Source organism: Aridibaculum aurantiacum (genome assembly GCF_017355875.1).
In the GTDB taxonomy this organism is placed as follows: Bacteria; Bacteroidota; Bacteroidia; order Chitinophagales; family Chitinophagaceae; genus Segetibacter; species Segetibacter aurantiacus.
Genome location: NZ_JAFEWC010000003.1, coordinates 182,221 through 205,809, shown reverse-complemented (window position 1 = coordinate 205,809; position 23,589 = coordinate 182,221). Strand labels below are relative to the sequence as shown.

Genomic DNA, 23,589 nt, shown 5'->3' with positions numbered 1-23,589 from the left:
CTAGTATACTTTTGTATTGTCATTAAGACAATCCGCACAATTATTAGCGCCAAAAAAAGGCTTGTACATCAGTACAAGCCTTCCATCTTAATAGCCAGCATATTCAAACAACCATTAAGCTGCCATTCTCCTGCACTCTTCGGCACAGCGATGACATATTTCTGCACATTCTTTACAATGATCGTGTTCGTGCTTCGCACATTCGTCACCACAGGCCTGGCAGATATCTGCACAGACCTTACATAACTGAGCAGCGGTTTGGCCATTCATGCTCATTACCTGTGCAGCTGCATAGCAGATGGTTGCACATTCCATATCCAGCTGGATACAACGTGCCATCATTTTTACATCATCTTCCTGCAGACATGCAGAGGCGCAGTGATTACAAATAGATGCGCAACGTAAACAAGCTTCTATACAACTTTGATACTGTTGATTGTGTGCCATAGTTTATTTTTTTTGAAGTGATAAATGCAGCCTACAGCTGAGGCTGCTGTAAAATCGCAAAACAACTATACCACCTTCATCCACTTCATCTTCTAGTACTGGCCTTACTACTACAACACGGTTACCGGCAGCGTTACCTTCACCTTTTCCCAACGTACAGCCAGGTTGCCCTTATTAGTACCTGCGGGTTCTATAAAATACTGCAGCCGCTCAAGATGGGCAGCTTTCTGAGGTTTTACATTCACACGCACTACATCCTCCCCTGCCTCATACTCTGAAGCAAGGTGCTGGTTGAAATTCTTGTTTATAATCAGCGTCCATGTGTTCTTACCCGGAATGGTGAAGAATGCATACGTTCCTGCAGTGACCTTCTTATTACCGATCATTACATCCTTGTCAAAAGTTATCCGGGTAGCATCGTGTGCGCCTGTAACCCATACTTCATCCAGAGGCACCAGGCCGCCCCAGATAATGCGCTTACGCACACCCGGCGAATGATAATTGACGGTAAAACTTGCAGCACCAATTTTGGCTTCAGCAACCGATTTTATGCTCTTCTTGGTGGTGTCTTTTACCAGGTTCGGGTTGTAGCATACATCTTCTTTTTGCGCTTGTACAGCAATGGAGAGTACTGCTAACATAACAACCACAAGGATTCTTAATAGCTTTTTCATTTTGTTCTTGGAATTAATATTTATAGTTTGAATGGTTTAGTTGGCAAATGTGCCTGATATTAATTAAGCTTTTTGCCAACAAGCTGCTATTGTTTTTTTAGCAGCTGTTATGCTTTTGTTGAAGTTGCTCTCCTGCTTCTTAACCGCCCTTTCCTGCTGATCCAAAATAATATGAACCCACTGGCAATGGTCAATAACCCAAAAACAGAAAAGATGCGCAGCAGCCAGTTGTTGATGTTGTCGCGGTTTTCATAATCCATAGTATGCATCATCCATAAAAAGTCGAACACACGCCACTTATCATTTCGGAAAGATTCTACTTTACCTATATCAGCAGAAACATATACTGTGGTATTGGTAGGATGATCAAAGGTGATTGCCCACGCAGGTAGCGGCTTCTCCCTATACTCATGGTGACCATGCGTTGAGGTAAGATATTCTACTTGCTTTACTTCAGGCTCTCCATGAAAACTTTGGGCAGCTACCTGTACAGCTTCTTCTTTAGTTATAGCCCCTCGAACAGTTCCGGTAGTGGCATCAGCCAATGCCTTTTGCTGTTTGCCAGCTGAGAAATAGGTTAATGAATAACAAGGTTTCCCCAGGACCTGGATGAGCTGCAACGATTGGATTGAATCAACCGCAGGTAATGCATGAAAAACTTCAGATGGAGAAACCAGCGGAAGATTTCCAGTGAGCCGCGGCACATGCTTGTGTTGAAAATCTCCATGTATCTCATCGATATTTGTCCAGCTAAAGTATAATCCGCCAACCGTCCAAAAAAGAAACTGTATACCCAGTACAACGCCCAGGTAGCGGTGACTTTTCCTGATATAGTAGTGCCTGCTTTTGGCCATGCAGAGAAGGTTTGGTGTTAGGGTCAAAAATTAAGGAACCTGCTGTTACAGGTTCCTTGAGCTTACTTAATAGTTTCCTTTACTTCACCACACTTCAGCATCTTATCGCCGAAGTAAGGGTTGCGTATCTCTTCATTTGAGCTTAACCACGATGCACCTTTATCGTTGAAAGCCATTGGGCAATGCTGCACATAAACCTGCCCGCTCTCAAGCCCTGCCTGCTTCACAAGTTTGGTCATTTCATTACTCAGCGTTTCATAATGTTTACGCTGCGTTTCCAAATCTTTTGCTGTAGTTATCTTAGCTGCAGCAGATGCTATGGTGCCGCCGCCACTCATTTGTTTTGCGCCAGCTTCTATAGCATTAGCTGCCACCTTTGCTTCGTTGGCATCACTGTTCACTAAAGCAGTAGAAAGATGCACATAATGCTGGTACACGGCGTTCAGGTTATCATCTTTCAGTTTTACACTTGCTGTTTGCTGTGCCTGCTCCACTGGCTGCTGGTTGTTTTGCCTAGCAGCATGATCATGCCCATCTTCCTGGTGATCATTCTTTGCTTCATTACCACCACATGCTACCATTGCCACCATAGAAATCATTGGCAATCCGACTTTGATTATCTGTTTCATTTTGTTTGTTTTTTATTTAAAGAATTATTTAATGATTGTGTTGCCCTGCAGGCGTTTTTCCTTTCTTCAAAACGAATTCGCTGTACAGTAGGTACGCTCCACTAATGACTACTGCTTCACCTTCGCTTAATCCAGATTTGATCTCTACGCGGTTGAAATTTTCCGCTCCTGTAGTTACAGAACGAGCCTCAAAAATGTTTGGCTCTGTCTCTATCCAAAGATGTGTTCCATTGCCATCGCGGATCAATGCATTTACCGGCACGGTTACCGCATCCGACACATTGGAGATAGGCACATCAACAAATACCTGCATACCTGCTGTATACCTGTTACCGGGATTAGGTATCTTCCCCCTGATGGTTAGCAACTGGCTACCTGCCTGCAGTGAAGGCGCTATAAAATCTACACGCATCTTATGCTGCACATCATAGCCTGCTATGGTTACAGTCACCAGCTGTCCTTCTCTTACCGAGCTGGCTTCCGTTGTATATAGATCTGCCTCCACCCACAGGTCCTGGAACCCTTCTACACGTACTATAGGTGAGCCTTCAGCCACATACTGCCCTTCTGCTGTAAATAGTTCGGCTACCACACCTCCGGCTGTAGCATAGTAGGTGATATACGGTGAAGGCTTCCTGCTGGTTCGCAGTTGTCTTACCTGTTCACCTGTCTGGTCAAATAGCAGAAGTCGTTGCTTTGCTGCATCAGCTATCTGCTGAAACTTTGCATCACCAGGAAATTGCTCAGCCTGTGCAATAGCAACCAGGTATTCCTGCTGCATAGCTGCCAGCTGCTCTGAATATATCCTGTACAGCGGCTGTCCTTTGCGGATGCTCACGCCTGTCTCTTTTACCAATAAAGTTTCTAACCTGCCAGCTACCCTGCTCGAAATGATCTCGATTTGTTCAGGGTTTATCACCAGCCTCCCATTCAGCTGTTTGGTAGATGAAAACGTACCTGTACGAACCGTATCTGTAACAACATTTGCAAGCATACGCTGTGCATTGCCTAACATCAGGTTCTCTTCTACATTGTTCTTATCAAAAGGAACGAGATCCATAGCACAAATAGGACAAGTGCCGGGGCTTGTTTGCACGATCTGCGGGTGCATCGGGCAGGTATAGGTTTGTGTTGTAGTAGTCTCTTCCGTATGCTGCTGGTGTTCTTTACATGCATCAAAACCGAACATGTAAAGCAGCAATACGACTATCGTAATGAACTTCTTCATTGATCAATGTTTTCTTGTAAACGAATGAAGCTTTCGCTGTCAACCATAAAGCTGGCGTTCTTTGCTATCAGCCAATCCTGGATATTTTCCTGCACCTGTACCATTCCATGATAACGCATGCCTGCACGCACTTCGCGAGGCACAAAAACCTCGTTCTCTTTTTTGAAAACAATGCTCTTGCTTCCGAGTGCTACCACAGCCGATTCCGGCAGCCACCACCCCCGCGCTACCACGGGTATATTGCCAGCGAGCAATTGCCCCGGCTGCAGGTTACGATCGTGTAAATAAACACGTACACTGGTAAAGCCAGAACCGCTGCGTTGAGCAGGCTCTATTAATCCTATATTACCTGCATATACTTCGTTGGGTGCAGCTACCAATTTGTAGATCATCTTTTGCCCACGCTGCACCTGGGCAGCCAGTGTAGGATCCAAAGAAAATTCACCTACTACACCACTCTGCTCATATACACTGAAAATGGATTGGCCTGCATTTACATATTGCCCTTCACGAACCAGTACAGGCGCATTGTTTACCTGCGGCTGCGCGGTTGCAGAAGCAGTACTACTTCCTCCTCCCATTCCATCCATACCGCCACCGCCTGAGGAAGCAGTAGTAGCCATAGGAGTAGATGTAGCAGGGGCGGCAGATAATGAGGTCTGGTCGAAAATATAGCCTGAAACGCTGCTATACACTGGCACCCGGTACGATGGCTGGCCAGTACGTATCACCTGCGCTATTTGTGCCTGCTGCATACCCAGCAATGCCAGTCGCTGTTTGGCCCGCTGTAGCAGTGCTGGATTGTTATCCTGCCTGCTGATATAGATCAATTCGCGTTGGGCTGCTGCAAGATCCGGAGAATAGATCTCCATGATCAACTGCCCCTTCTTTATAGGTTGATAATTGTACTTCACGTACAGTCTTTCTATGCGGCCACTCACCCTGCTTGAAATGCTCACCTGCTTACGTGTATCATAAGCAATCACACCCTGCACCGGCACAGAAAAGATGCGTGTTCCGCTTTCTGCAACAATGGTGGGAACAGAGGAGATCACCTGTTCATTAGAAAACTTCAGCAAGTGCAGCAGATTACTATCCACGGCCGCTTCTTTGTGCGATGACATGGGTACGAGATCCATACCGCATAAAGGGCATGAGCCGGGTTTATCCTGCACTACCTTCGGGTGCATGGGGCAGGTATATTGTTGCGCCTGCTCATGCACATGCTCCTTTTTTTGTTGTTTACAGGCAATGGCTGCTATCAACAAAAACAACAGCAACCAACTACCTGTACAGCTCTTTTTCATAATCGACGATCATTTGGTAAAACTTTAGTTTTTCATCCAGCAGGTCCATCTGCATCATGTTCAATGCTTCATAACTATCGAGCAGCGCCGTCACCGACAGTTTGTTTTCCTGGTATACCAGGTAGTTAGCATCAAACGTTTTTTGCAGTGCAGGAAGCACTTTCGTTTCTATGGTTGATAATCTTCGTTGCATGGATTGTATCTCAGCCTGCATACCATACAGCATACCCTGCGTTTCCTGCAGCATAGCTGCTCTTTCACGCTCCATCGATTGTATGTTTAGCTGCATGGCTTTGATATCCGATTTGTACATCCTGGATGCCCATGGCGCAATGGGAATGCTTATCATGCCCATGATGCTATAGGCGTTGGGCATCATCCTGCTCAGTGGCATCATATGATCAAACTGCACTTTAAAATCCGGCTTGCTTTCCTGCCGCATAGCATCTATGTTCAGCAGCATAGAACGGATGTTTTCATTCATTCTGTAGATATCGCTGCGCTCTGCAGAAAGTTGTGCAGTATCTATAGCGGCTTCAGGTTTGAAGCGCACATTATAAGTGGTGTCAATCATCAACTGCTGGTTGCCTGGCCTATTCATGAGAGAGTTCAAAATGGCCTTAGCTCTTTCAATCTCACCAAGCTGCATCTGCACCATATTCCTGTTACGCTCTATCTCTGCATCCGACCTGTATATGCTGCTCAATGCTGATTGATTGTACGGGTAACGCACTTCTTCTATCTTCTTCATCATTGCCAGCACCTGCTGGTTGCGTTGCAAAACCTTAATGCGCTGCAACGCTACAAGCCAGGTATAATACTGACGCTTCGCCTGTGTACGCAGCTCGTTAAGCGTAACGCCTCTTGAAGCAAGCTCCACGTTTCCCTGCGACTCAATAAACCTGCTCTTTGCACGCTGTTTAGAAAGGTTGGGTATATCCTGTTCGGCACGTATCATCACCATTCCCCTATCCCGTGCATCCATGATCTTTTGCCCGGGGTACGGCGTTTGCCAGGTACCCATACCAACCATTGGCGCCATCCATGCAGTAGCTGCTTCGGCGCTGTATTTATAACTCTCTGCACGCAGCCCATAGGTCTGCAGCAGGAGGTTGTTACTATCTATTTTTTGAATGATACCCGGTAAACTAAGTACCGTATCCTGCTGTGCAAATGACAGCACAGGAGCAACTACAAGGAGGCTTATCATCCATTTAATGCGCTGCATCATACACTTCTATTTTTCCGTGTTTACGTAATTCGTATTCTTTTGTCATCAGGAAGATGAGCGGGGTAACCAACAGGATATGTGTAGCTGATGTAATGACACCACCTATCACCGGTAGAACGATCGGCTTCATCACATCTGTTCCTACACCTGTAGCCCAAAGGATAGGCACTAAACCAAACAATGTTGTACATACTGTCATCAGCTTTGGCCGAAGCCTTTTAGCTGCGCCGCGTACCACGTATTCTTCAAGGTCTTTTCTTGTTATGGTTTCTCTTGAATTTCCTTTTAGTTGGATCAGTTGGTTCATTGAGTCATTTAGGTAAATGACCATCACAATACCTGTTTCTACTGCTATACCAAATAGGGCAATGAAACCAACAGCTACTGCTACTGAAAGATTAATGCCCCAGAAGAAGATGATATAAGCACCGCCAATAAGAGCAAATGGAATAGAGATAAGGCTGAAGAATGCTTCTCTTAAAGACTTAAAGGCAAAGTATAAAGAGAAGAAAATAATGAGCAGTACGATAGGTGCAATGAGCATGAGCGTACGCTTACCACGAATAAGATTTTCATACTGCCCGCTCCACTCCAGGAAATAACCTTGCGGTAAGATGCCTGCTTGTTGATTGATCTTTGCCATTGCCTCTTCCACTGTACCACCCAAATCCCTATCGCGCACATTGAACATAACAGCGCCACGAAGAATCGCATTCTCGGAAGTGATCATAGGTGGACCATCTTCAAAAGCAACATCGGCTACGGCACTCAGTGGCACTTCGCCAAAACCTGGTGACACCAGCGGAATACGCCGCACCTGCTCCACGCTGTTACGATATTCCTGGGCTAGCCGAACACTAATAGCAAAACGCTGCCGGCCTTCTACCGTTTGGCTTACAGGCGCTCCACCCAATGCTGTTTCTACTGTTTGATTCACATCATCTACATTCAATCCATAACGCGCCATGTCTGCACGACGAACATTTATGGTCAAATATTTTCCCCCGGTGATAGGCTCTACATAAAGATCAGTAACACCGGGTGTGCCTTCCAGCGCAGCTTTCACTCTTTCAGAAACTGCAGCAATGGAATCCAGGCTTTGTCCATATACCTTAATACCTACATCGGTACGAATGCCTGTTGCCAGCATATTGATCCGGTTGATGATCGGCTGTGTCCATCCATTTACCACACCTGGTATCTGCAGCTTCTTATCCAGCTCGTTTACTATGTCTGCCTTCGTGATACCATCACGCCATTCTGACTTAGGCTTCAGCATGATGATGGTCTCGATCATACTGATAGGAGAATTATCTGTAGCAGAACTCGCACGACCAGCTTTACCTAATACCTTATCTACTTCGGGCACCGACATGATGATCTTATCCTGCACCTGCAGTATCCGTTTTATTTCACCATTGGAAATATCAGGCAAAGTGACCGGCATAAATAAGATACTTTGCTCGTCAAGTGGCGGCATAAATTCACTGCCTAAGCTCCTGATCAAAGGAATACTTACGAGTAAGGCTATGATGTTGATAGCAAGGGTTGTTTTTCTCCACCGCAGCACCCTTCTTATTACAGGCTCGTATAGCCTTTCTAAAAAACGGTTAACAGGATTGGAGTTCTCCGGTCTAAACTTTCCTTTTAAGAAGAAAGAGATGAGAACAGGTGCCAGTGTAAGCACCAGTATAGCATCCACTATCATGATGAAAGTTTTAGTGAAGGCCAGTGGGTGAAATAGCTTTCCTTCCTGGCCAGTAAGCATGAATACAGGAAGAAAGGAAGTGATGATAATAATGGTGGCAAAGAAGACTCCACGCGATACCTGCTTGCTTGATTTTTCAATGACAGCAAGCCGATCTTCTTCACTTATCCAAGGTTCTTGTTTGATACGTTTTTTCCTGCGCCAGATCATGATTTGTTTTTTTGTTGTTCCTGCCATAGCGCATAGCGTTCGGCTAAATGTTTATATGCGTTCTCGCTCATGATGATACCATTGTCTACTATTACACCTATAGCCAGTGCAATACCTGACAGCGACATGATGTTCGACGAGATCCCAAATGCATTTAATAAGATGAAACTGGTAACTACAGTAATGGGAATTTGAATGATGATGCTTAACGCGCTTCGCCAGTGAAAAAGGAAGATGATGACGATGATGGAAACCACGATCATCTCTTCAATGAGTGTTTTCTTGATGCTGTCTATGCTTTCCTGTATCAGCTCTCCCCTGTCGTAAATGATATCGAACTTAACCCCTTGCGGCAGCCCACGTGCTACTTCAGCCATCTTTGCTTTTACGTTCTCAATCACTTCTGCAGCATTCTCTCCATAGCGCATGACCACTATGCCACCCACACGTTCACCTTCTCCATTCTGATCAAAAATGCCCAGCCTGGTCTCGCCGCTCATTTGCACGGTAGCTACATCTGCTATGCGTACCGCTATACCATTCTGCGTTTGTACAGGTATATTCTCTATTTCCTGGATGGACTGCAGGTAGCCTGAAGTTTTGATAACATAGCCAATGTCACTCAGCTCAAACTTGCTACCACCACTCTCGTTGTTGTTAGCCCTGATAGCACTGATCACATTATTGGGAGATAGTTTGTAGTACAGCAACCGGTTAGGATTAAGCGTTACCTGGTACTGCTTCTGGAAACTGCCAAATGAAGCGATCTCGCTCACTCCTTTTACATTTTGCAGTGCAAACTTTACATACCAGTCTTGTATGGCACGCTGCTCACCAAGATCAACATCTGGCGCATTTAATGTATACCAAAGTATATGACCCACACCTGTTCCATCAGGTCCTAGCTGCGGACTTACACCTTGCGGAAGACTTTGGTTGACGGTGCTCAATCGTTCCAGCACACGAGCCCGTGCCCAATAAACATCTACATCATCTTCGAATATCACGTAGATGAAACTCATTCCAAACATGGAATTAGCACGAACATATTTAATACGCGGTATGCCCTGCAGGTTGGTCACCAAAGGATAGGTCACTTGGTCTTCTACCAGTTGGGGGCCCCGGCCCATCCATTCGGTAAAAACGATCACCTGGTTTTCAGACAGGTCAGGAATGGCATCAATGGGATTGGTGCGGACAGCATAGATGCCCCAGGCAAGCAAGCCAATACTACAGATCAAAACAATGAACCTGTTTCGTAGCGACCATTCAATAATTCTATGAACCATTGTGTAGGTTTATGTGCAGTTGCTCATCATAAACAGGTGCTTATATAGCACGGCAGAAACGATGTACAACCAGAAATCTATTATTGTTCAAGGAAGACTATCAACAACCAAGAGGAATAAAGAAGGTGTTGATGAAATAGAAATGAGAAGGCATCCTGGACCAGGTGCTTCTAAATGTGAGGGTATCAGATGCGGAAGTTGCAATTGAGCAGGTAAAGCTGATCGTGAACTTGTAATGGCGGAGCATGGCTAACAGGGAACTCCAGTTCTACAGAATTAGCTACCAGTCCCGGAAGTTCAGAAAAACCTGTAGGTATATATGCTACAGGAGGAAGAGGAAAGAATGTAAAACCAGGAGTGATCTTTTGATCGTCCTGTACCTTCAGCTCTTTGTGTTCGTCTTTGCAACAGCTATTGTTGCTTTCTGCCTTCTCCATTCCACACGAAGAACAATCTTCACCTTCATCAGCAAACAAACTTACGTCTACCAGTTTACCCATGCAGTAATGCATGTTGAAGGTAGCGCCAACAGATGTGCCGAGATATAAAATAGATAATATGAGAACGATGAACCGCTTCATGAGCTGAAGCAAAGGTATTTACTTTTTTTACTGTAATGTGCTAAAAAATTTGAAGCCTTTTCCGAATTAGCAAGTGCACGTTTTTAATGCACAAATCGTTTCAGCTTGTTATTGGGTCAGCCGATGTCTTTATACATTTAGAACGGTTCCGCCGCCGGTCATTGCTGCTATTTTTTCTCTAGCCGAAACATCTATTAATCTCAAGGAAGAAAACTTTTTATTCCTCCTTCGTCACCACCTGTTCTTCCAGGTCAAACAACTTTTCCATCAGCATCCATTTTTCACCAGGTTTTGCCAGCGGCAATGGCTCCTGGTATTTCCACATAAGTTGCTCCCACTCCTGCACCTTAGAACTGGCTTTATCAAGTGTACTTTTATACTCAAAGCTAAAACCATCTTGTACATCCATTATCATGAACAGCCTGGTGTGAAGCCGGTAGATCTGCATCTGCTGTATACCCGATCTTGTAATGTTTGACAGCACCTCAGGCCACACATGCTTATGGTGCTCTTCGTATTCTTTTATCAATTGTGGATCATCTTTCAGATCGAGTGTAAAGCAGTAGCGCATCATGCAGTTTTTGGTTTATATCCTGATATAGCAAATATGAAAACCACTATAAAACAGCCAAGTGGTATGATGTAAGAGAAAGGTGTAGAATATGCTTCGGCCAGTGAGCCCATTGCAAAAGGCACAAAAGCTCCTCCTGCTATAGACATGATGATGAATGAAGAACCTTTCTTAGTTAAGGAACCCAGGTCTTTTATACCCAGCGCGAAAATGGTCGGAAACATGATGGACTCAAAAAAGAAAATAGCCATCAAAGCATAAACAGAGATCATACCATGCAGCCAGATAACACAAGCACATAAGATGATGTTTGCTACAGCATATATAGCCAGCAGCTTCTGTGGCGGCACCACCTTCATAATGGCTGTACCCGCAAAACGTCCAATTGTAAAAAGAACAAGGCTTGCCGAGAGCAGGTATGAAGCACGTTCATCAGTGATGCCTAAACCTTTTTCTGTACAATAATTAATGAAGAGTGCAGCAATACCAATTTGCGCAGCTACATAAAAAAATTGCGTGAATACAGCCAGTACAAAATGCCTGTGTTGCACAAGCTTCCTGCTATCTGTAGTCTGAGCTTGTTTACTTGTCTCTTCTTTTACGTCGGGCATAGGTGTACGAAAAAATAAAGGCGCAACCATAAGCACAACGGCAGCAATAAGTACGTAAACATATTTTACAGAATTAAGGCTACCACTATTGTCGGCCAACACTGCTCCTCCAAAAAATAATTGAGCGCCAATGATAGGTCCAAGAAAAGAGCCCACGCCGTTGAAGCTTTGAGCAAGGTTGAGCCTGACAGCAGATGTCTCCGGTCTTCCCAACTTTACGATGTAAGGATTAGCAGCAGTTTCTAAAAATGTAAGCCCTGAAGCAAGTATGAACAACGATAACAAGAACAGGTAGAAACTATGCGACTCAGCCGAAGGATAAAAGGCAACAGCACCTACTGCATACAAGATAAGCCCGATGATGATTCCCTTCTTGTAACCGAGCTTGTTCATAAGCATACCTGCTGGCAGTGCCACTAAAAAATATGCTCCAAAATAAGCAGCTTGTAATAAGGTAGAACTTTGCTTGTTGATGTTGAGCGTATCCTGGAAATGTTTGTTCAGTACATCTAACAAGCCATACGATAACCCCCACAAAAAGAACAGGGAAGTAACGAGAATGATAGGAATGATAAAGTTTATCTTTTTCATATGGAGCTGGTGATGGTTAGCAGGTAGCAATCGTTATTCTGTATAATCATGATGCGAAGCATCGAGTAGTTGACTGAAAGCTTGGATAAGATGTTGTGGCATCTGCGCCCGTTTCTTCCATTGCTTACTTCCATAAACACCTGCTTCCCTATGGTCAAAAGGTTGGAAGCCGATGCGCTGCATGATGCGCTTGTTCTTCACCCTGAAATCATATTTACCAGCATCAGCAAAACGTGGATCGCCCATGATAGATTTTACATCCCGCTGCTTCTGAAGCCATTCAACAGGTGTTTTACCCGGGTATTTAACTACTGCACTTCCTGCAGCAAAAAAGCAATTTGAATCAACACGCACATCAGCATTTAGCCAATGCTCTTTTGGATGGCTCTTATACAGCTCGCCACGGGTAAAGTATATGATGTTGTTGGTAAGCGAAAAAGAGCGATGCTCCTCAGCGCGGCTCACTTGTAGTTGCGCTTCGTTCCCTAAAGCAAAAATGTTGTTCCTGATAATATTCTCTTTACCAAAGTGCTGGTGAAAGCCGGCGCTCTTGGTTCGGTAAACAAGGTTATTTTCTATCAAGATATTGCTGGATCCTTCATCAGTATAAATCCCCCAGCCACCGTAGGTATAAGAAAAAACATGATGCACTTTGTTGTTTCGGATAACAGTGCCAGGAGAAGGACCTAATGTATAGATACCTCCCATGTCGCTCAACTCACCCCAACCCAAATGATGAATATTGTTGTACTCGATAGTATTGTTGATGCTTGGGCTTGGTTTGTAACCCCAGATCCAACCAACAGAGATGCCACTGTAGCGCAGGTCTGCTATATCATTATGCGAAACAGTATTACCAGCAGCATTGAAAATAGTAACACCTGCAGCACATGGGAACACATGTCCACCTGATTGGATGATATTGTTGCGGGCTACTATATTGTTGGTCAGTTCTGTTGCATCGTCAGGAATATTTGTAGCTCCTATTTTTATTCCACCAGCACCCAGGTCATACAAGTAGCTATTCTCAATCACACTGTTTGAGCAGTTGTTCCTAAACCAGATGGCATTGGCCCCGGTATTTTTTATTTCGCATCCACTGAATAAAATATTGTCTGCATGATCGACCATGATAGCAGCCTCAATTGGTGCAGCTGCCTGCACAGGCTCCTGGCCTGGATAAGACATCTTATAACCTGAAACCTGGAACGACAGGTTTTGGAATGATAGGTTAGCAACCGTAGCATCTTTGGTTCCTTTGATGATCACCAGTTGCTCCAGCAGTGGCACATATGCCTGAACATTTTTTAGTTCCTGGTTTGCGGCAGGGATATATGTCAGCAGCCTGCTTTTCTTATCATAGAACCATTCACCTGCGGTATCGAGTGCCGCTGCATAATTTTCTACAAAATAGGTACTCTTATCATTGATCGGGTTCCAAGGTTTCATGCCCATGCCCCTGATGGTTAGTGAAGTATCATCAAGATTGATATCGCTGATATACTTACGAGTGTTATCCCATTTGTGGTAAAACGTAAGCACTACATCCTTCTTCTCTTCCGGCGTTACCGCCATCAGCCAGTTATCATTTTTGCCACCAAGTTTTACCTGTTGGTATGCACTGGTTGCTACACGACCAGTACCTTTTTCTATAACTGTTTCCTTTACATTTTGTGGCGTATAAAATCCCTTATTAGGTGTTCTTGCACGTGTAGCACGAAAGCCATTAATGTACAATTGCTCAAAGTTGAAACCAGCTTGCAGTATGCCTGAAAGATCAGCTTTCCACCTGCCGTTTTCATTCATAAAGTTCTTTATAGGAATGCCTCCAATAAATACTGCTTTTCCTTTTGAACGATATAAAATAGGTGCACTACTACTACCTGCATCCACTGTTTCAAAAACAAGCGGAGCATTCAGGTAGTAGGTGCCTGGTTCTATGAGCACTTCAACAGCTTCCTGCAAAGGACCCTGCGCTTTCATTTTACGGATAGCATTACGTGCCGCCAGTACGGTGGCAAAGGGACCATCTGTATTTGTTCTGTTGGCTTTTGCAATTGTACCTGACCAATTATCATTTCCTTTTGTAGAAACATAAAATGTAGTAGCAAATGATCCAAGAGGCATTAGCAGCATTAGCAGCAGGCATGCAGCAATTGCCTTGATGATTACCAGCTTATAATGATGCTGCACTTTCTCCTTCCTGACTGGCCAGTTCTTCAATATCATTTTATATATCCTTTTAACGCGTGTGCCCACACATCGTATCCCTGTTTAGTAAGATGAACGCTATCTGAAACATACAAAGAAGGTATAGGTCGTCCCAGCTCATTCAACATGGGTGTGAAGACATCTGCATATTGTATTTTCCTATTAGCTAAAGCATATTGTTTCATCTTTTCATTCAGCTCTTTTACCTGCGGCAAATACTTCATTCGTGCAGGACTTGGCTTAACAGCAATGTAGGTAATAACCGCCTTTTTATGCATTGTTCTTAATGCGCTGATGAAAGTGATAAGATCATTATAAACCTGCTCTACCGGCTTACCTGATGCTATGTCATTATCACCTTCATACACCAGTACCTGCACTGGCTTATGTTTACCAACTATGCGTTCGGCAAAATGAATAGCATCACTTGTATGGGAGCCACCGAAGCCCCTATTCAATACCATTGCACCAGGAAAATAATTAGCTAGATTATCCCACCTGCGTATGGTAGAACTACCAATGAACAGGTTTACTTTTTTCTTTGGACCATTGATCGAATCGTTTTTCTCGAAAACCTTTATCTCCTTCTCGAACCGCAATGGATCCTGCGCAAAAACAAGTACTGGTAGCAGCAGCAAAGAAAGAATTAGGATCTTGTTGATCATGTGATTTTGTTCAGCCAATTTACTTGATAAATGTGCTTGTCAGGGAACTATGTTCTGTTACCACTCTCAGCAGGTAAGTACCAGCTGGCAGAGACGATGCATTAATGAACAAGTTGTTCATACCGCTTTGCAACCACTTGCTATCCATGAGCATTGTTTTGCCATGCACATCAATAACTGTAAGCATTGCTTTACCTGCCAGTAGTGCATTGTAAGAAATATTCAATACATCTTTTACAGGATTAGGATAAGCATGCATGCTCTCGCCTCCAATACAGCTATTCTGTACTTTGATGACTGTGCTATACGCATAGCTACCATCGTTGTCAACCATCTTTAGCCTGTAATATGCTGCTCTTGTTGGTTGCTTGCAAGTAGCCTTATAAGCACCACCTGCACCTACTCCTGCTTTTATAACAGCTACTTGTTTGAAAGCTGTGCCTGATAAACTTTGCTCTACTTCATAATGCTTTATACTCTTTTCACCAGTAATGGTCCATTGCAGTTTAGTTGCACAATCTTCTGTTGTTCCTGTAAAACTTGTGATAGAGACAGGAAGTGTAGAAGGATCTTGTTTTTCCAAGATAAGAGAACTAAAAGGAGCTATAGTTGCGGTGCCGAAGTAGCTATTGCCTTTTACATCTTTATACACATCACTACCCAAATCAACATCCTTTGGCGTAGCCGTATTATTCACTTCAAAACGAACAAAATCTCCTGGATCATTTTCTGTTACCGTCAGTTCATTGAACTGTATGTTATCCAACCAGATCTTGTTAGCGGGTGTATTGAGTGTGAAAGCAAGTATAGTGTTGTTGTTGTCGTAATATGGAGAAAGCAATAATTCAACTTCTTTTCTATTGGTGGACACAGGAACGCTTTTGAACTTGGTAACACCGAATGTAGAACTTGCATTTGCTAGAATAGCGATGTTCAAATATGCAGTATCTGTATTGCCTTTCATGCTGAACTTTAGCCTGTAGTATTTTCCGAAGTTGAGCGTACCAATGGTTATATGCGCACGAGATGATTTAGATACGGCTGTATCAGCTAGATCCAGCATCATGCTACCGCCATCAAGTACATTGTGATTATCCCAGGTGGGCCTATTGGTACCAGATGCCGGCGTAAGTGTATATGCTGTTGTACCTACTGTTAGTCCTGTAGTAAACTGGCTATTGTTACTGTTGGTGATCCTGTTAGCTCCTATTGCAGTAACAGTAACGGGTGCTTTGTAATTGCTTTCATAGCTACCATTTTCGTCATAGCCAAGCTTGCGCCAATTACCTATAGCCAAACCATCTGTGATGCGGGGTGTAAAGCTGGTAGACGATGTTTGTACAAAAGCTGAGTCTTCTTCAAACGGGTGGCGGTAGTAATTACTATCAATAGTACCTATCGTTGTCATGAAGGTTTTGTTTCCCGTTTGTACCAGTCCGCCCTGCTGAAACAATTGCTTCTGGTAAAAGATATTGCTAATTATCCTGTGGTTCTTTGACGTAGTTGTGTTGTCAGGAAAATAACCAAAGCCATATTGGTTATTGAAGAAAGTATTGTTCCGCACCGTATGGTTGCTGGTGGTGATGTTCATCATCAAACCAGCGGACATGATATTGTATACAGTATTTCCTTCTATAAGATTGCCGCTACTGCTGTTGTCCATGTAGATACCGCAGGAATAATTGCTATTCACTGCACCTGAGTTTACTCCATAGATATTTGGGTAAGCATCACGTATAATGTTACCTGTTATTTCGTTATTACCATAACCATAAACTGTGGGAGCAAAACCCTTGAAAGTATATATGCCACCAACATCGGCTTTTACCATGGCAAATCTTGAAACCTGGTTGTTCATTACTTTCAGCCTGCTGCCTTCGAACCGGATACCGCAGTAGCCAACACTGTCAATAATATTGTTGGCTGCTATAGCATCACTACCAACAAAATTGATCGCATTGTATTGGTTGTTGGCTTGCTCACCCATTCCTGCCCGCAGTGCAGTACGCGTAATCGTGTTACCGGTTACCTGGTAGTTGCGGGCTGTAATGAAGATGGCGTTGTTGTTGGTGTTGGTAATAAAGTTGTTGGATATATTAACAACAGAAGCACGGTTAACCAAAATAGCATTGTGGTTGTTTTCAAAAGAACAATTGGTGATGTCTATACCTGTAGTTGTCATTCCCGCTGTACTGTCTATCCTGATGGCGTTTTCATTGCTATTCCTAAAGGCAAGGTTTTGAATGCTGAAGTGACTGATGCCACTGGCAAAAAAGCAATTGGCCGCAACAGGAACTTCCGTCTTCAAGTTATTAGGATCAGAGCTGGAATAGATATAAAGCTTCTTTGCTGTCCGGTCAAAATACCATTCTCCTTGTTGATCGAGCGTGCCTATATGATTTTGAATAAAGTAGCCATAACCCGTATTGATGGTGTAATTACCTACACCCGGCGAAACGAATGTTAATGAATCATTGCGGTGCAACTGGATGGTAGGACGCTGTAGCAAGAACAAATTCACTCTTACAACAGCTGTAGCACCTGTCCAGTTCTGACCCATCAATTGGTTGTCTATTAATAGTGAATTGCCGGTACCACGTTGTATACGCCTGTATCCTTCATTGGCAGAATCTGCATTAGGAAAACGACCTATTTGCTGCGAAGCATCATTGATGAAAAAGTTATTCAAGGATGCTAATGTACCGGTGTAATCAGCAACCCAAATATTACTGCTGTGTACCGTCCAGTTAGAAATAACAGCAGCAGCATTTATCACCGGGGCATCACCCGTACCATAAGCATCATACACAATTTTAGCAGAGGCTGTTCCTGAATTAACTGGTAATATCTCTCCTACAAATGCATCACCTCTTTTGAAACGAATAGTATCTCCAGCCACAATCGTGTTCATCATGCTATTAAGCTTGCTGATTGTTTTCCAGGGAGCGGCTGCAGAGGTGCCGGAATTTGCATCATCACCAGATGCAGAAAGATAATAAGTGACCTGGCTAAACGACGTAGTAGCCACGAACAACAGTGATAGAAATAAAATTTTTCTCATGACAAGATTGTGATCGTTTGAAGATTATGCAACCAATAAGGACATAGTACTGCCAGCTGCCCTATTTCTAGCGCTGGCAGTAGAATAAAATTGAGGAAAGAAAGTACTATGGAGTAATGGTCAACTGCAGATGTTTAACCACCTGGTGTTGTTTGTCGTTGTTGTAATTTCCTGCGACAAACGTTACGTTGTATACACCCGGTGTTCTGAAAAAGTAAAGGTATTTAGCATAGATGCCGGGCTCATTGTTGTATACATATGTAAAGCCATTGAATGCACCATTGATGTCATTCTTGATTGTTACACCAACATCTCTACGAACCGTTTTTAAATCAACCGGTGAAGTGATCAGCCAGTCATCGTTTTCATCTACATTGGTAGCTGTACCTGGATCGAATGTTATAGGATAAGCAGAACGTATAGTAATACCATGGCTATTTACAGAATTATTGCTGGATGAAAATCCTCCCTCGCCTACATTCCATGCCATGAAGCCAGGTGTTGAATTGTTTTTCAAACTTGCCTGCACCCATCCTGTATTTGCAAAATTGTTGAACAGGAAGCTATTGGTACCATCTGGTAAAAAGTTGGTCAGGTTTAAGTTCTGAACATTCCATTTACGCTGTGCTGATGTAGCATACTTGTTATTCTTTACCCTGAAGGCGATATGTACAGAAGAAGCATCATTGAAATCTGCAAGGCTGATAGAATCTGATGTAACATAAGTGGTAGCAAGTGTTGTAGGCCACTTGGTGTTCCTGCTAGTTATGTTCGTCCAGGTAGCATTTACAATATTGGCTGAATCATACCCGCGCAAGTTGGTAGAAACAAGCAACTGTAGTGAATCAGGATTAGCTAATAATCCTTGCTGCATAGAAGTTTGAAACACCAGCTTCGGATTGCCGGCCATCATTGTTCTTTCGCGGTTCTCGTACCGTTTTCCCATTTCACCCGAATAGAAAGTGATCTGGTTTGGTCCTGTGTTAAAGTTGAAGATCACACTGTCTCCTACCTTGTAAGTTGTTTTTTCTGTTGTTACCTGGAAATCATCCGGCGCAACAAGCGCATCGTATTTTGTACATGCAGTCATAGTAGCCACAACTGCTATAGACAAGCCTATATTGAGATATTTCTTTTTCATATGAAGATCATTAGGGTGTTAGAAATTACCAACCAAAGTTTTGAGTGATGGCTGCGTTTTGTGCCAGTTCGAAATTGGCAGGAATAGGCAGCAATACATAACGCTGTGGATTGCGAAGAAAATTATTAGCAGCAGCTGATGCAGCAAAAGTATACGTGGTTGGTGCGTTTGCACTTACATCGTTCTGTATTGCTTCCATAGCAGTCGACATCATATTCCACCTGATAAGATCTTGTCTTCTTACACCTTCAAAACATAGTTCACGGCTTCTTTCATCCATTAGGTCCTGGAAGGTGAAAGTAGATACATCAACAGAAGGTGCAGGCGCTGTAGGATTAAGACCATATGCTCTTCTTCTTACCATGTTGTAGTAGTTAACAGCAGTAGCACTTGGTGAACCATTTACTTTCATATCTGCCTCTGCAGCCATTAGCAGTACATCTGAATAACGAATGATTGGGAAGTTGGAAGATGTATTATTCTGTAGTCTTACAGGAGGAACACTCACTTCATATTCCCTTCTCCATTTACCAACACACCTGTCGTATGCAGTAGGATAATTAGCACCCGCTGCTGTTACGTTAATAGCTGTTAGTTTTCCACCAGCTACGGTAGCAGTTGCTGTGGCACCGGTACCTACTGTAGCCACAGTGGCCGATGTAGCATAACCAGTAAAAGTAATTGTTGGTGCACTTGTATATCCTGTACCAGGATTATCAATAACTACAGACGTGATACCACCCGTTCTATTGGTATAAGCAGTAGCTGTAGCGCCCGTACCACCACCGCCAGTTATGTTTACAGTAAGTGTGTTGTACTTACTGTTGTTTTTGAAAACATATGGCGCAATTGCCCAGTCTCTGCGCTGGTCGCCGGAACCATACAAACGATACAGCTTATTATGAACGCGGTAAATGCCTGAACCAAATCCATTAGGGGATGTTGCAGAAGCATCAGAATTGTAAATACCCATGATAGCACCCAGCTGCTGCGTTACTACAAAACCAGTATTAGCATAAGCACCGGTAGCATTTGATTTAGATAAAAAAGCAGCATCCCATATTCCTTCAGTTGTATTCCTGTCGTTCATGTTGTTCTGCATATTGTTGATGAACAACCGTGCATACGCAGGTGTACCATTTACCAATGATGTAGAATTCAACGCGTGCTCATTTGAAGTGATCACCTTCTGAGCCCATGAAAGCGCCAGTGGATATTTAGACAGATCATTGATAGGATTACCAGCCATTGCTAAGCATACACGTGCAAGAATAGCCTGCACAGCAGTCTTGCTTACAACAGTTGGTGTAGGGGTAGCAGACTGCCATTGTTGTGGCGCATTGATAGAAGGAACCATACCTTCTGCCTCTGTCATTTCTTTTATGATGTACTCATAAATCTCTCTAGATGAAGTGCGTGGCACATTGAAGTTGGTGCCCATTTCAGTAGAAAGTTGTTTCTTAAAAGGCACACCTTCTACACCTCCGAAACGTGTTACCAATAAGTAGTAATAGTAAGCACGCAGGAATTTTGCCTGTCCAAGAATGTTCGCTTTTTTAGCTTCATCCATTTCAAATCTTGAACCTGCATCCAGTATTACGTTTGCTCTTTCGATGCCTACATACAACTGGCGCCAGATGTTACTAACGTTTGTTTCCGCTGCACTGATGTTGTACAATTCTGTAAACACAGTAGAAGCATTGATACCACTTCTGAAAGATTCATCAGCGCCTGCTTCCAGGTAGCCCCACAAACCCTGGCCATACAATGCATCTTGCTGCAGTGGCCCGTAGGTAGCAGCAAGCTGGTGTACCAGCTGCGTTTCGTCGGTAAAAGAAGTAGGGTAATTAGCCGGGCTCAGCGTAAGATCTCTCTTACAAGCACCTGCTGTAAGTATGATTAGCGAGAGGGAGAGTATATATCTGAAATTTATTTTCATGGCGATAATTGTTAGAAGATTAGAAGTTAGCATTTAGGCCAAACGTTAGTACAAATGCTCTTGGATAAGGTGTATAATCGTATCCACCGGCCAATGCTGTATATCCACTACTTGGCTGAACAAAGGTGTAGCCTGCACCACCACTGGTTGAACTACCTACAAACGTTCCTCCGAATGGAGAGTTGGCTGGGTTTGATGCGCGGTAAGTATTCACCTCCGGATCTTGTCCTGTATACCTGGTTAATGTCAGCAGGTTTTGAGCAGACACATGTAATCTTAAGTTTGACATGTGGATCTTCTTAAGCGCTGAAGCTGGCAGATTATATCCCAATGAAACTGTTTTCAATCTTAAGAAAGAACCATCTTCTATTATCCGTGAAGAAACTCTTGGACTAGCACTTCCTACATCACCTTTCATATTGAAACGAGCCGCAGGAATATCATTGGTAGGATTATTTGGTGTCCAACGATTAGCATAAGAAGCAAATTGATTGAAGTTCAAATTATAACCTCCAGTGCTTTCAAAAACTACCCTGTTGGCGTTCAGTATTTCGTTACCATAGCTCCATTGTGCAAATACATTTAGCGACCAGTTCTTATACGTGAAGTTGTTAGAGAAACCACCAGTATGAATAGGCAGTGGACTACCCAAAGTTGTACGATCGTTTGCATCTACCACACCATCATTATTAAGGTCTACATATTTAGGATCGCCCGGGCGAACATTGGCTGAATAAGTAGGAACATTTGGCTTCACCTGGTAGTTACCGTTGGCCAGTTGATCAAAATCGCTGAACTGGTAAACACCGCCCCATTGGAAGCCATAGAACTGTGATAATGGTCCGCCTACTTTACTTATCCATGCGTTTGCATTACCAGAAAGACCCCATGCTGTTTGTATAGATTCCAATCCACTGTAGAAGTCAAGTATCTGGCTCCTGTTAGTGCTGATATTGAAGTTTGAATTCCAGCTAAAGTTCTTTGTTTTTACATTGGTGGTGTTAAGCGTAAACTCGAAACCATTATTTGCAATAGCTCCTGTATTTTGATATTGAGAGTTTGCTCCATTAGGATAACCTGCACTGAAAGGCAGCCTTACACCCATCAGGAAGTCTGTGGTCTTTTTCCTGTAATAAACAGCGTCTACTGATATTCTTCCTTGAAGGAATTCCAGGTTCAATCCATAATCAAAACCAGTTGTTTTCTCCCATGTAAGGGCGCTGTTGCCATAGAAGAAAGGCATGATACCACCTACAGCTACATTATTCCAGGCATAGCCAGAGTTGTTGGTGATACCTGTTAACTGGGCAGAGTAACTAAAATCACCTACACGGTTGTTACCGGTGCTACCATAGCTCACGCGCAGCTTTGCATAACTGATGATTGGCTTTAGCTTTTGCATGAATTTCTCTTCAGAGAAAGTCCATGCTGCACCACCCGATGGGAAGTAACCCCACTGGTTGCCTGCTGCAAAGCGAGATGAACCATCTGTACGTAACGCACCAGTCAGGTAATATTTACGGGCAAAGTTATAGTTCACTCTTCCGAAGAAGGATGCAGTTTGGTTATGTGTACGACCTCTTGATGCCTGTGCAGGTGTACCAGAACCAAGCGCCAGTATACCCAGGTATTCACTCGCCTGTGGAATATTTACAGAACGAAGTGAAGTAGACTGCTGCTGTGCGTACTGGTATTCAAAACCTGCAAGCCCATCTACATTATGGTTCTTACTAAAAGTATTGTTGTAAGTAATGGTATTGGATGTAGAATAAGATTGCGCAAGTGAAGTAGCTATGGAACCATTGATACCAGCAGTATTAGGTGTAGCTCCTGCAGCGTTTTTAAACAAGTTACCTTGTTGTGTTTGCGAGTTATAAAATTGCTCAAGCGAAACAGTGGTTGAATTGTATCCACCTGTCAATCTTACCCTAAACTTCCGTAGGAATGCATAATCCAGGTAAGCATTTACAAAACCAGTATTGGTAGTTGTTTTTCTATGTTCATTTTCAGCCTGCTTTAGCGGGTTGATCAGGTTGTCGCCCAATGACACTGAAGAGTTACCGTTGTAAAACTCTAGCATTGCCGTACTATCAAAAAGGTTATTGGCAACATCCTGGTTTGACAAACCAGTGGTTGGCCTGTACTGCCACATGCCCTGCACCACGCCACCATTATTGGTAGTAGCAGCTACAGTACCATAAGCAGGCGTGCTGGAGAAACTTGCACTTACACCACCTCTCAGGTTCTTACCTAGTTTCTGATCAAGTGAGAAACGACCATCATAACGCTTCATGCCTGTGTTCAGGATGATGCCTCTCTGGTTGTAAAATCCACCGGATAAAGAATATCGCGTGTCTGCATTTCCACCAGAAAGAGAAACGGAATGTATTTGTACTGCACCTGTCTGCAACAGCATATCCTGCCAGTCAAGTGTTTTAGCTGTTCTATACGACTCTAGGTCTATTCCTTTTGCAGGATCTAAATAGATATCATGAAAGCGACGGCTAGGAACACCAGCAGTACCTGCCAGGCTATCCAGCTCCAACTGAAGCTTTACAAACTCGTAAGCGTTCATCATTTTCACACGCCTGATATCTTTTTGGATACCATAAGAAAAGTTGTAAGAAAGCTTTGGAGGACC

17 protein-coding genes and 1 pseudogene are annotated in these 23,589 nt (G+C 43.5%); all 18 read right to left on the bottom strand.

What is annotated here, in order from left to right; genetic code table 11:
* Positions 1 to 114 precede the first annotated feature (114 nt).
* On the bottom strand, positions 115 to 447 hold the full coding sequence (locus tag J4N22_RS14695) for a four-helix bundle copper-binding protein (RefSeq protein WP_207495777.1): 333 nt from the start codon (positions 445 to 447) through the stop codon (positions 115 to 117).
* A gap of 110 nt (positions 448 to 557) precedes the next feature.
* The gene (locus J4N22_RS14690) at positions 558 to 1,088 is read right to left on the bottom strand and encodes a DUF2911 domain-containing protein (RefSeq protein ID WP_207495775.1); all 531 of its coding nucleotides are present in this window, start codon (positions 1,086 to 1,088) and stop codon (positions 558 to 560) included.
* A 140-nt stretch (positions 1,089 to 1,228) separates the two neighbouring features.
* A complete protein-coding gene (locus J4N22_RS14685; protein WP_207495773.1) occupies positions 1,229 to 1,975 on the bottom strand; it encodes a hypothetical protein in 747 nt (248 codons plus the stop codon).
* A gap of 62 nt (positions 1,976 to 2,037) precedes the next feature.
* Complete coding sequence (locus J4N22_RS14680) at positions 2,038 to 2,604, bottom strand: DUF3347 domain-containing protein (protein ID WP_207495771.1); 567 nt, start codon at positions 2,602 to 2,604, stop codon at positions 2,038 to 2,040.
* 28 nt (positions 2,605 to 2,632) lie between these two features.
* Positions 2,633 to 3,832, bottom strand: coding sequence for an efflux RND transporter periplasmic adaptor subunit (locus J4N22_RS14675; protein WP_207495770.1), 1,200 nt, complete (start codon positions 3,830 to 3,832; stop codon positions 2,633 to 2,635).
* Positions 3,829 to 5,139 carry a heavy metal-binding domain-containing protein gene (locus J4N22_RS14670; RefSeq protein WP_207495768.1) on the bottom strand — a complete coding sequence of 437 codons (1,311 nt, stop codon included), beginning with the start codon at positions 5,137 to 5,139 and terminating at the stop codon, positions 3,829 to 3,831. Before J4N22_RS14670 ends, J4N22_RS14675 begins: the two co-directional genes overlap by 4 nt.
* A complete protein-coding gene (locus tag J4N22_RS14665) occupies positions 5,117 to 6,370 on the bottom strand; it encodes a TolC family protein (protein ID WP_207495767.1) in 1,254 nt (417 codons plus the stop codon). The genes J4N22_RS14670 and J4N22_RS14665 overlap by 23 nt, the downstream gene beginning before the upstream one ends.
* Positions 6,354 to 8,288 carry an efflux RND transporter permease subunit gene (locus J4N22_RS20125; RefSeq protein WP_207495766.1) on the bottom strand — a complete coding sequence of 645 codons (1,935 nt, stop codon included), beginning with the start codon at positions 8,286 to 8,288 and terminating at the stop codon, positions 6,354 to 6,356. Before J4N22_RS20125 ends, J4N22_RS14665 begins: the two co-directional genes overlap by 17 nt.
* Positions 8,285 to 9,577, bottom strand: a complete 1,293-nt coding sequence (locus tag J4N22_RS20120; protein ID WP_207495765.1) for an efflux RND transporter permease subunit — start codon at positions 9,575 to 9,577, stop codon at positions 8,285 to 8,287. Before J4N22_RS20120 ends, J4N22_RS20125 begins: the two co-directional genes overlap by 4 nt.
* Positions 9,578 to 9,762: 185 nt before the next feature.
* Entirely contained in the window at positions 9,763 to 10,158 is a 396-nt protein-coding gene (locus J4N22_RS14650) for an HYC_CC_PP family protein (RefSeq protein ID WP_207495764.1), read from the bottom strand.
* Positions 10,159 to 10,375: 217 nt separating this feature from the next.
* Positions 10,376 to 10,732, bottom strand: coding sequence for an L-rhamnose mutarotase (locus J4N22_RS14645; protein WP_207495763.1), 357 nt, complete (start codon positions 10,730 to 10,732; stop codon positions 10,376 to 10,378).
* A complete protein-coding gene (fucP, locus tag J4N22_RS14640; RefSeq protein WP_207495762.1) occupies positions 10,729 to 11,931 on the bottom strand; it encodes an L-fucose:H+ symporter permease in 1,203 nt (400 codons plus the stop codon). Before fucP ends, J4N22_RS14645 begins: the two co-directional genes overlap by 4 nt.
* 33 nt (positions 11,932 to 11,964) lie before the next feature.
* Complete coding sequence (locus J4N22_RS14635) at positions 11,965 to 14,160, bottom strand: right-handed parallel beta-helix repeat-containing protein (RefSeq protein ID WP_207495761.1); 2,196 nt, start codon at positions 14,158 to 14,160, stop codon at positions 11,965 to 11,967.
* The gene (locus J4N22_RS14630; RefSeq protein ID WP_207495759.1) at positions 14,157 to 14,807 is read right to left on the bottom strand and encodes a GDSL-type esterase/lipase family protein; all 651 of its coding nucleotides are present in this window, start codon (positions 14,805 to 14,807) and stop codon (positions 14,157 to 14,159) included. The genes J4N22_RS14635 and J4N22_RS14630 overlap by 4 nt, the downstream gene beginning before the upstream one ends.
* A gap of 19 nt (positions 14,808 to 14,826) precedes the next feature.
* Positions 14,827 to 17,868, bottom strand: coding sequence for a T9SS type A sorting domain-containing protein (locus J4N22_RS14625; protein WP_207495757.1), 3,042 nt, complete (start codon positions 17,866 to 17,868; stop codon positions 14,827 to 14,829).
* 106 nt (positions 17,869 to 17,974) lie between these two features.
* The gene (locus J4N22_RS14620) at positions 17,975 to 19,009 is read right to left on the bottom strand and encodes a DUF5017 domain-containing protein (protein ID WP_207495755.1); all 1,035 of its coding nucleotides are present in this window, start codon (positions 19,007 to 19,009) and stop codon (positions 17,975 to 17,977) included.
* Between the two features lie 25 nt (positions 19,010 to 19,034).
* On the bottom strand, positions 19,035 to 20,948 hold the full coding sequence (locus J4N22_RS14615) for a RagB/SusD family nutrient uptake outer membrane protein (protein ID WP_207495753.1): 1,914 nt from the start codon (positions 20,946 to 20,948) through the stop codon (positions 19,035 to 19,037).
* A 19-nt stretch (positions 20,949 to 20,967) separates the two neighbouring features.
* Positions 20,968 to 23,586, bottom strand: a pseudogene (locus tag J4N22_RS14610) (SusC/RagA family TonB-linked outer membrane protein); the annotation flags it as partial.
* Between the last annotated feature and the right edge of the window lie 3 nt (positions 23,587 to 23,589).

What these genes read in the sequence shown, in the direction of transcription:
- J4N22_RS20125 (WP_207495766.1), bottom strand. Translation starts at nt 8,288, where the DNA reads ATGATCTGGCGCAGGAAAAAACGTATCAAACAAGAACCTTGGATAAGT.
- J4N22_RS14690 (WP_207495775.1), bottom strand. Translation starts at nt 1,088, where the DNA reads ATGTTAGCAGTACTCTCCATTGCTGTACAAGCGCAAAAAGAAGATGTA.
- J4N22_RS14615 (WP_207495753.1), bottom strand. Translation starts at nt 20,948, where the DNA reads ATGAAAATAAATTTCAGATATATACTCTCCCTCTCGCTAATCATACTT.
- J4N22_RS14685 (WP_207495773.1), bottom strand. Translation starts at nt 1,975, where the DNA reads ATGGCCAAAAGCAGGCACTACTATATCAGGAAAAGTCACCGCTACCTG.
- J4N22_RS14625 (WP_207495757.1), bottom strand. Translation starts at nt 17,868, where the DNA reads ATGAGAAAAATTTTATTTCTATCACTGTTGTTCGTGGCTACTACGTCG.
- J4N22_RS14695 (WP_207495777.1), bottom strand. Translation starts at nt 447, where the DNA reads ATGGCACACAATCAACAGTATCAAAGTTGTATAGAAGCTTGTTTACGT.
- J4N22_RS14675 (WP_207495770.1), bottom strand. Translation starts at nt 3,832, where the DNA reads ATGAAGAAGTTCATTACGATAGTCGTATTGCTGCTTTACATGTTCGGT.
- J4N22_RS14670 (WP_207495768.1), bottom strand. Translation starts at nt 5,139, where the DNA reads ATGAAAAAGAGCTGTACAGGTAGTTGGTTGCTGTTGTTTTTGTTGATA.
- J4N22_RS14630 (WP_207495759.1), bottom strand. Translation starts at nt 14,807, where the DNA reads ATGATCAACAAGATCCTAATTCTTTCTTTGCTGCTGCTACCAGTACTT.
- J4N22_RS14680 (WP_207495771.1), bottom strand. Translation starts at nt 2,604, where the DNA reads ATGAAACAGATAATCAAAGTCGGATTGCCAATGATTTCTATGGTGGCA.
- J4N22_RS14645 (WP_207495763.1), bottom strand. Translation starts at nt 10,732, where the DNA reads ATGATGCGCTACTGCTTTACACTCGATCTGAAAGATGATCCACAATTG.
- J4N22_RS14665 (WP_207495767.1), bottom strand. Translation starts at nt 6,370, where the DNA reads ATGATGCAGCGCATTAAATGGATGATAAGCCTCCTTGTAGTTGCTCCT.
- J4N22_RS14635 (WP_207495761.1), bottom strand. Translation starts at nt 14,160, where the DNA reads ATGATATTGAAGAACTGGCCAGTCAGGAAGGAGAAAGTGCAGCATCAT.
- fucP (WP_207495762.1), bottom strand. Translation starts at nt 11,931, where the DNA reads ATGAAAAAGATAAACTTTATCATTCCTATCATTCTCGTTACTTCCCTG.
- J4N22_RS20120 (WP_207495765.1), bottom strand. Translation starts at nt 9,577, where the DNA reads ATGGTTCATAGAATTATTGAATGGTCGCTACGAAACAGGTTCATTGTT.
- J4N22_RS14650 (WP_207495764.1), bottom strand. Translation starts at nt 10,158, where the DNA reads ATGAAGCGGTTCATCGTTCTCATATTATCTATTTTATATCTCGGCACA.
- J4N22_RS14620 (WP_207495755.1), bottom strand. Translation starts at nt 19,009, where the DNA reads ATGAAAAAGAAATATCTCAATATAGGCTTGTCTATAGCAGTTGTGGCT.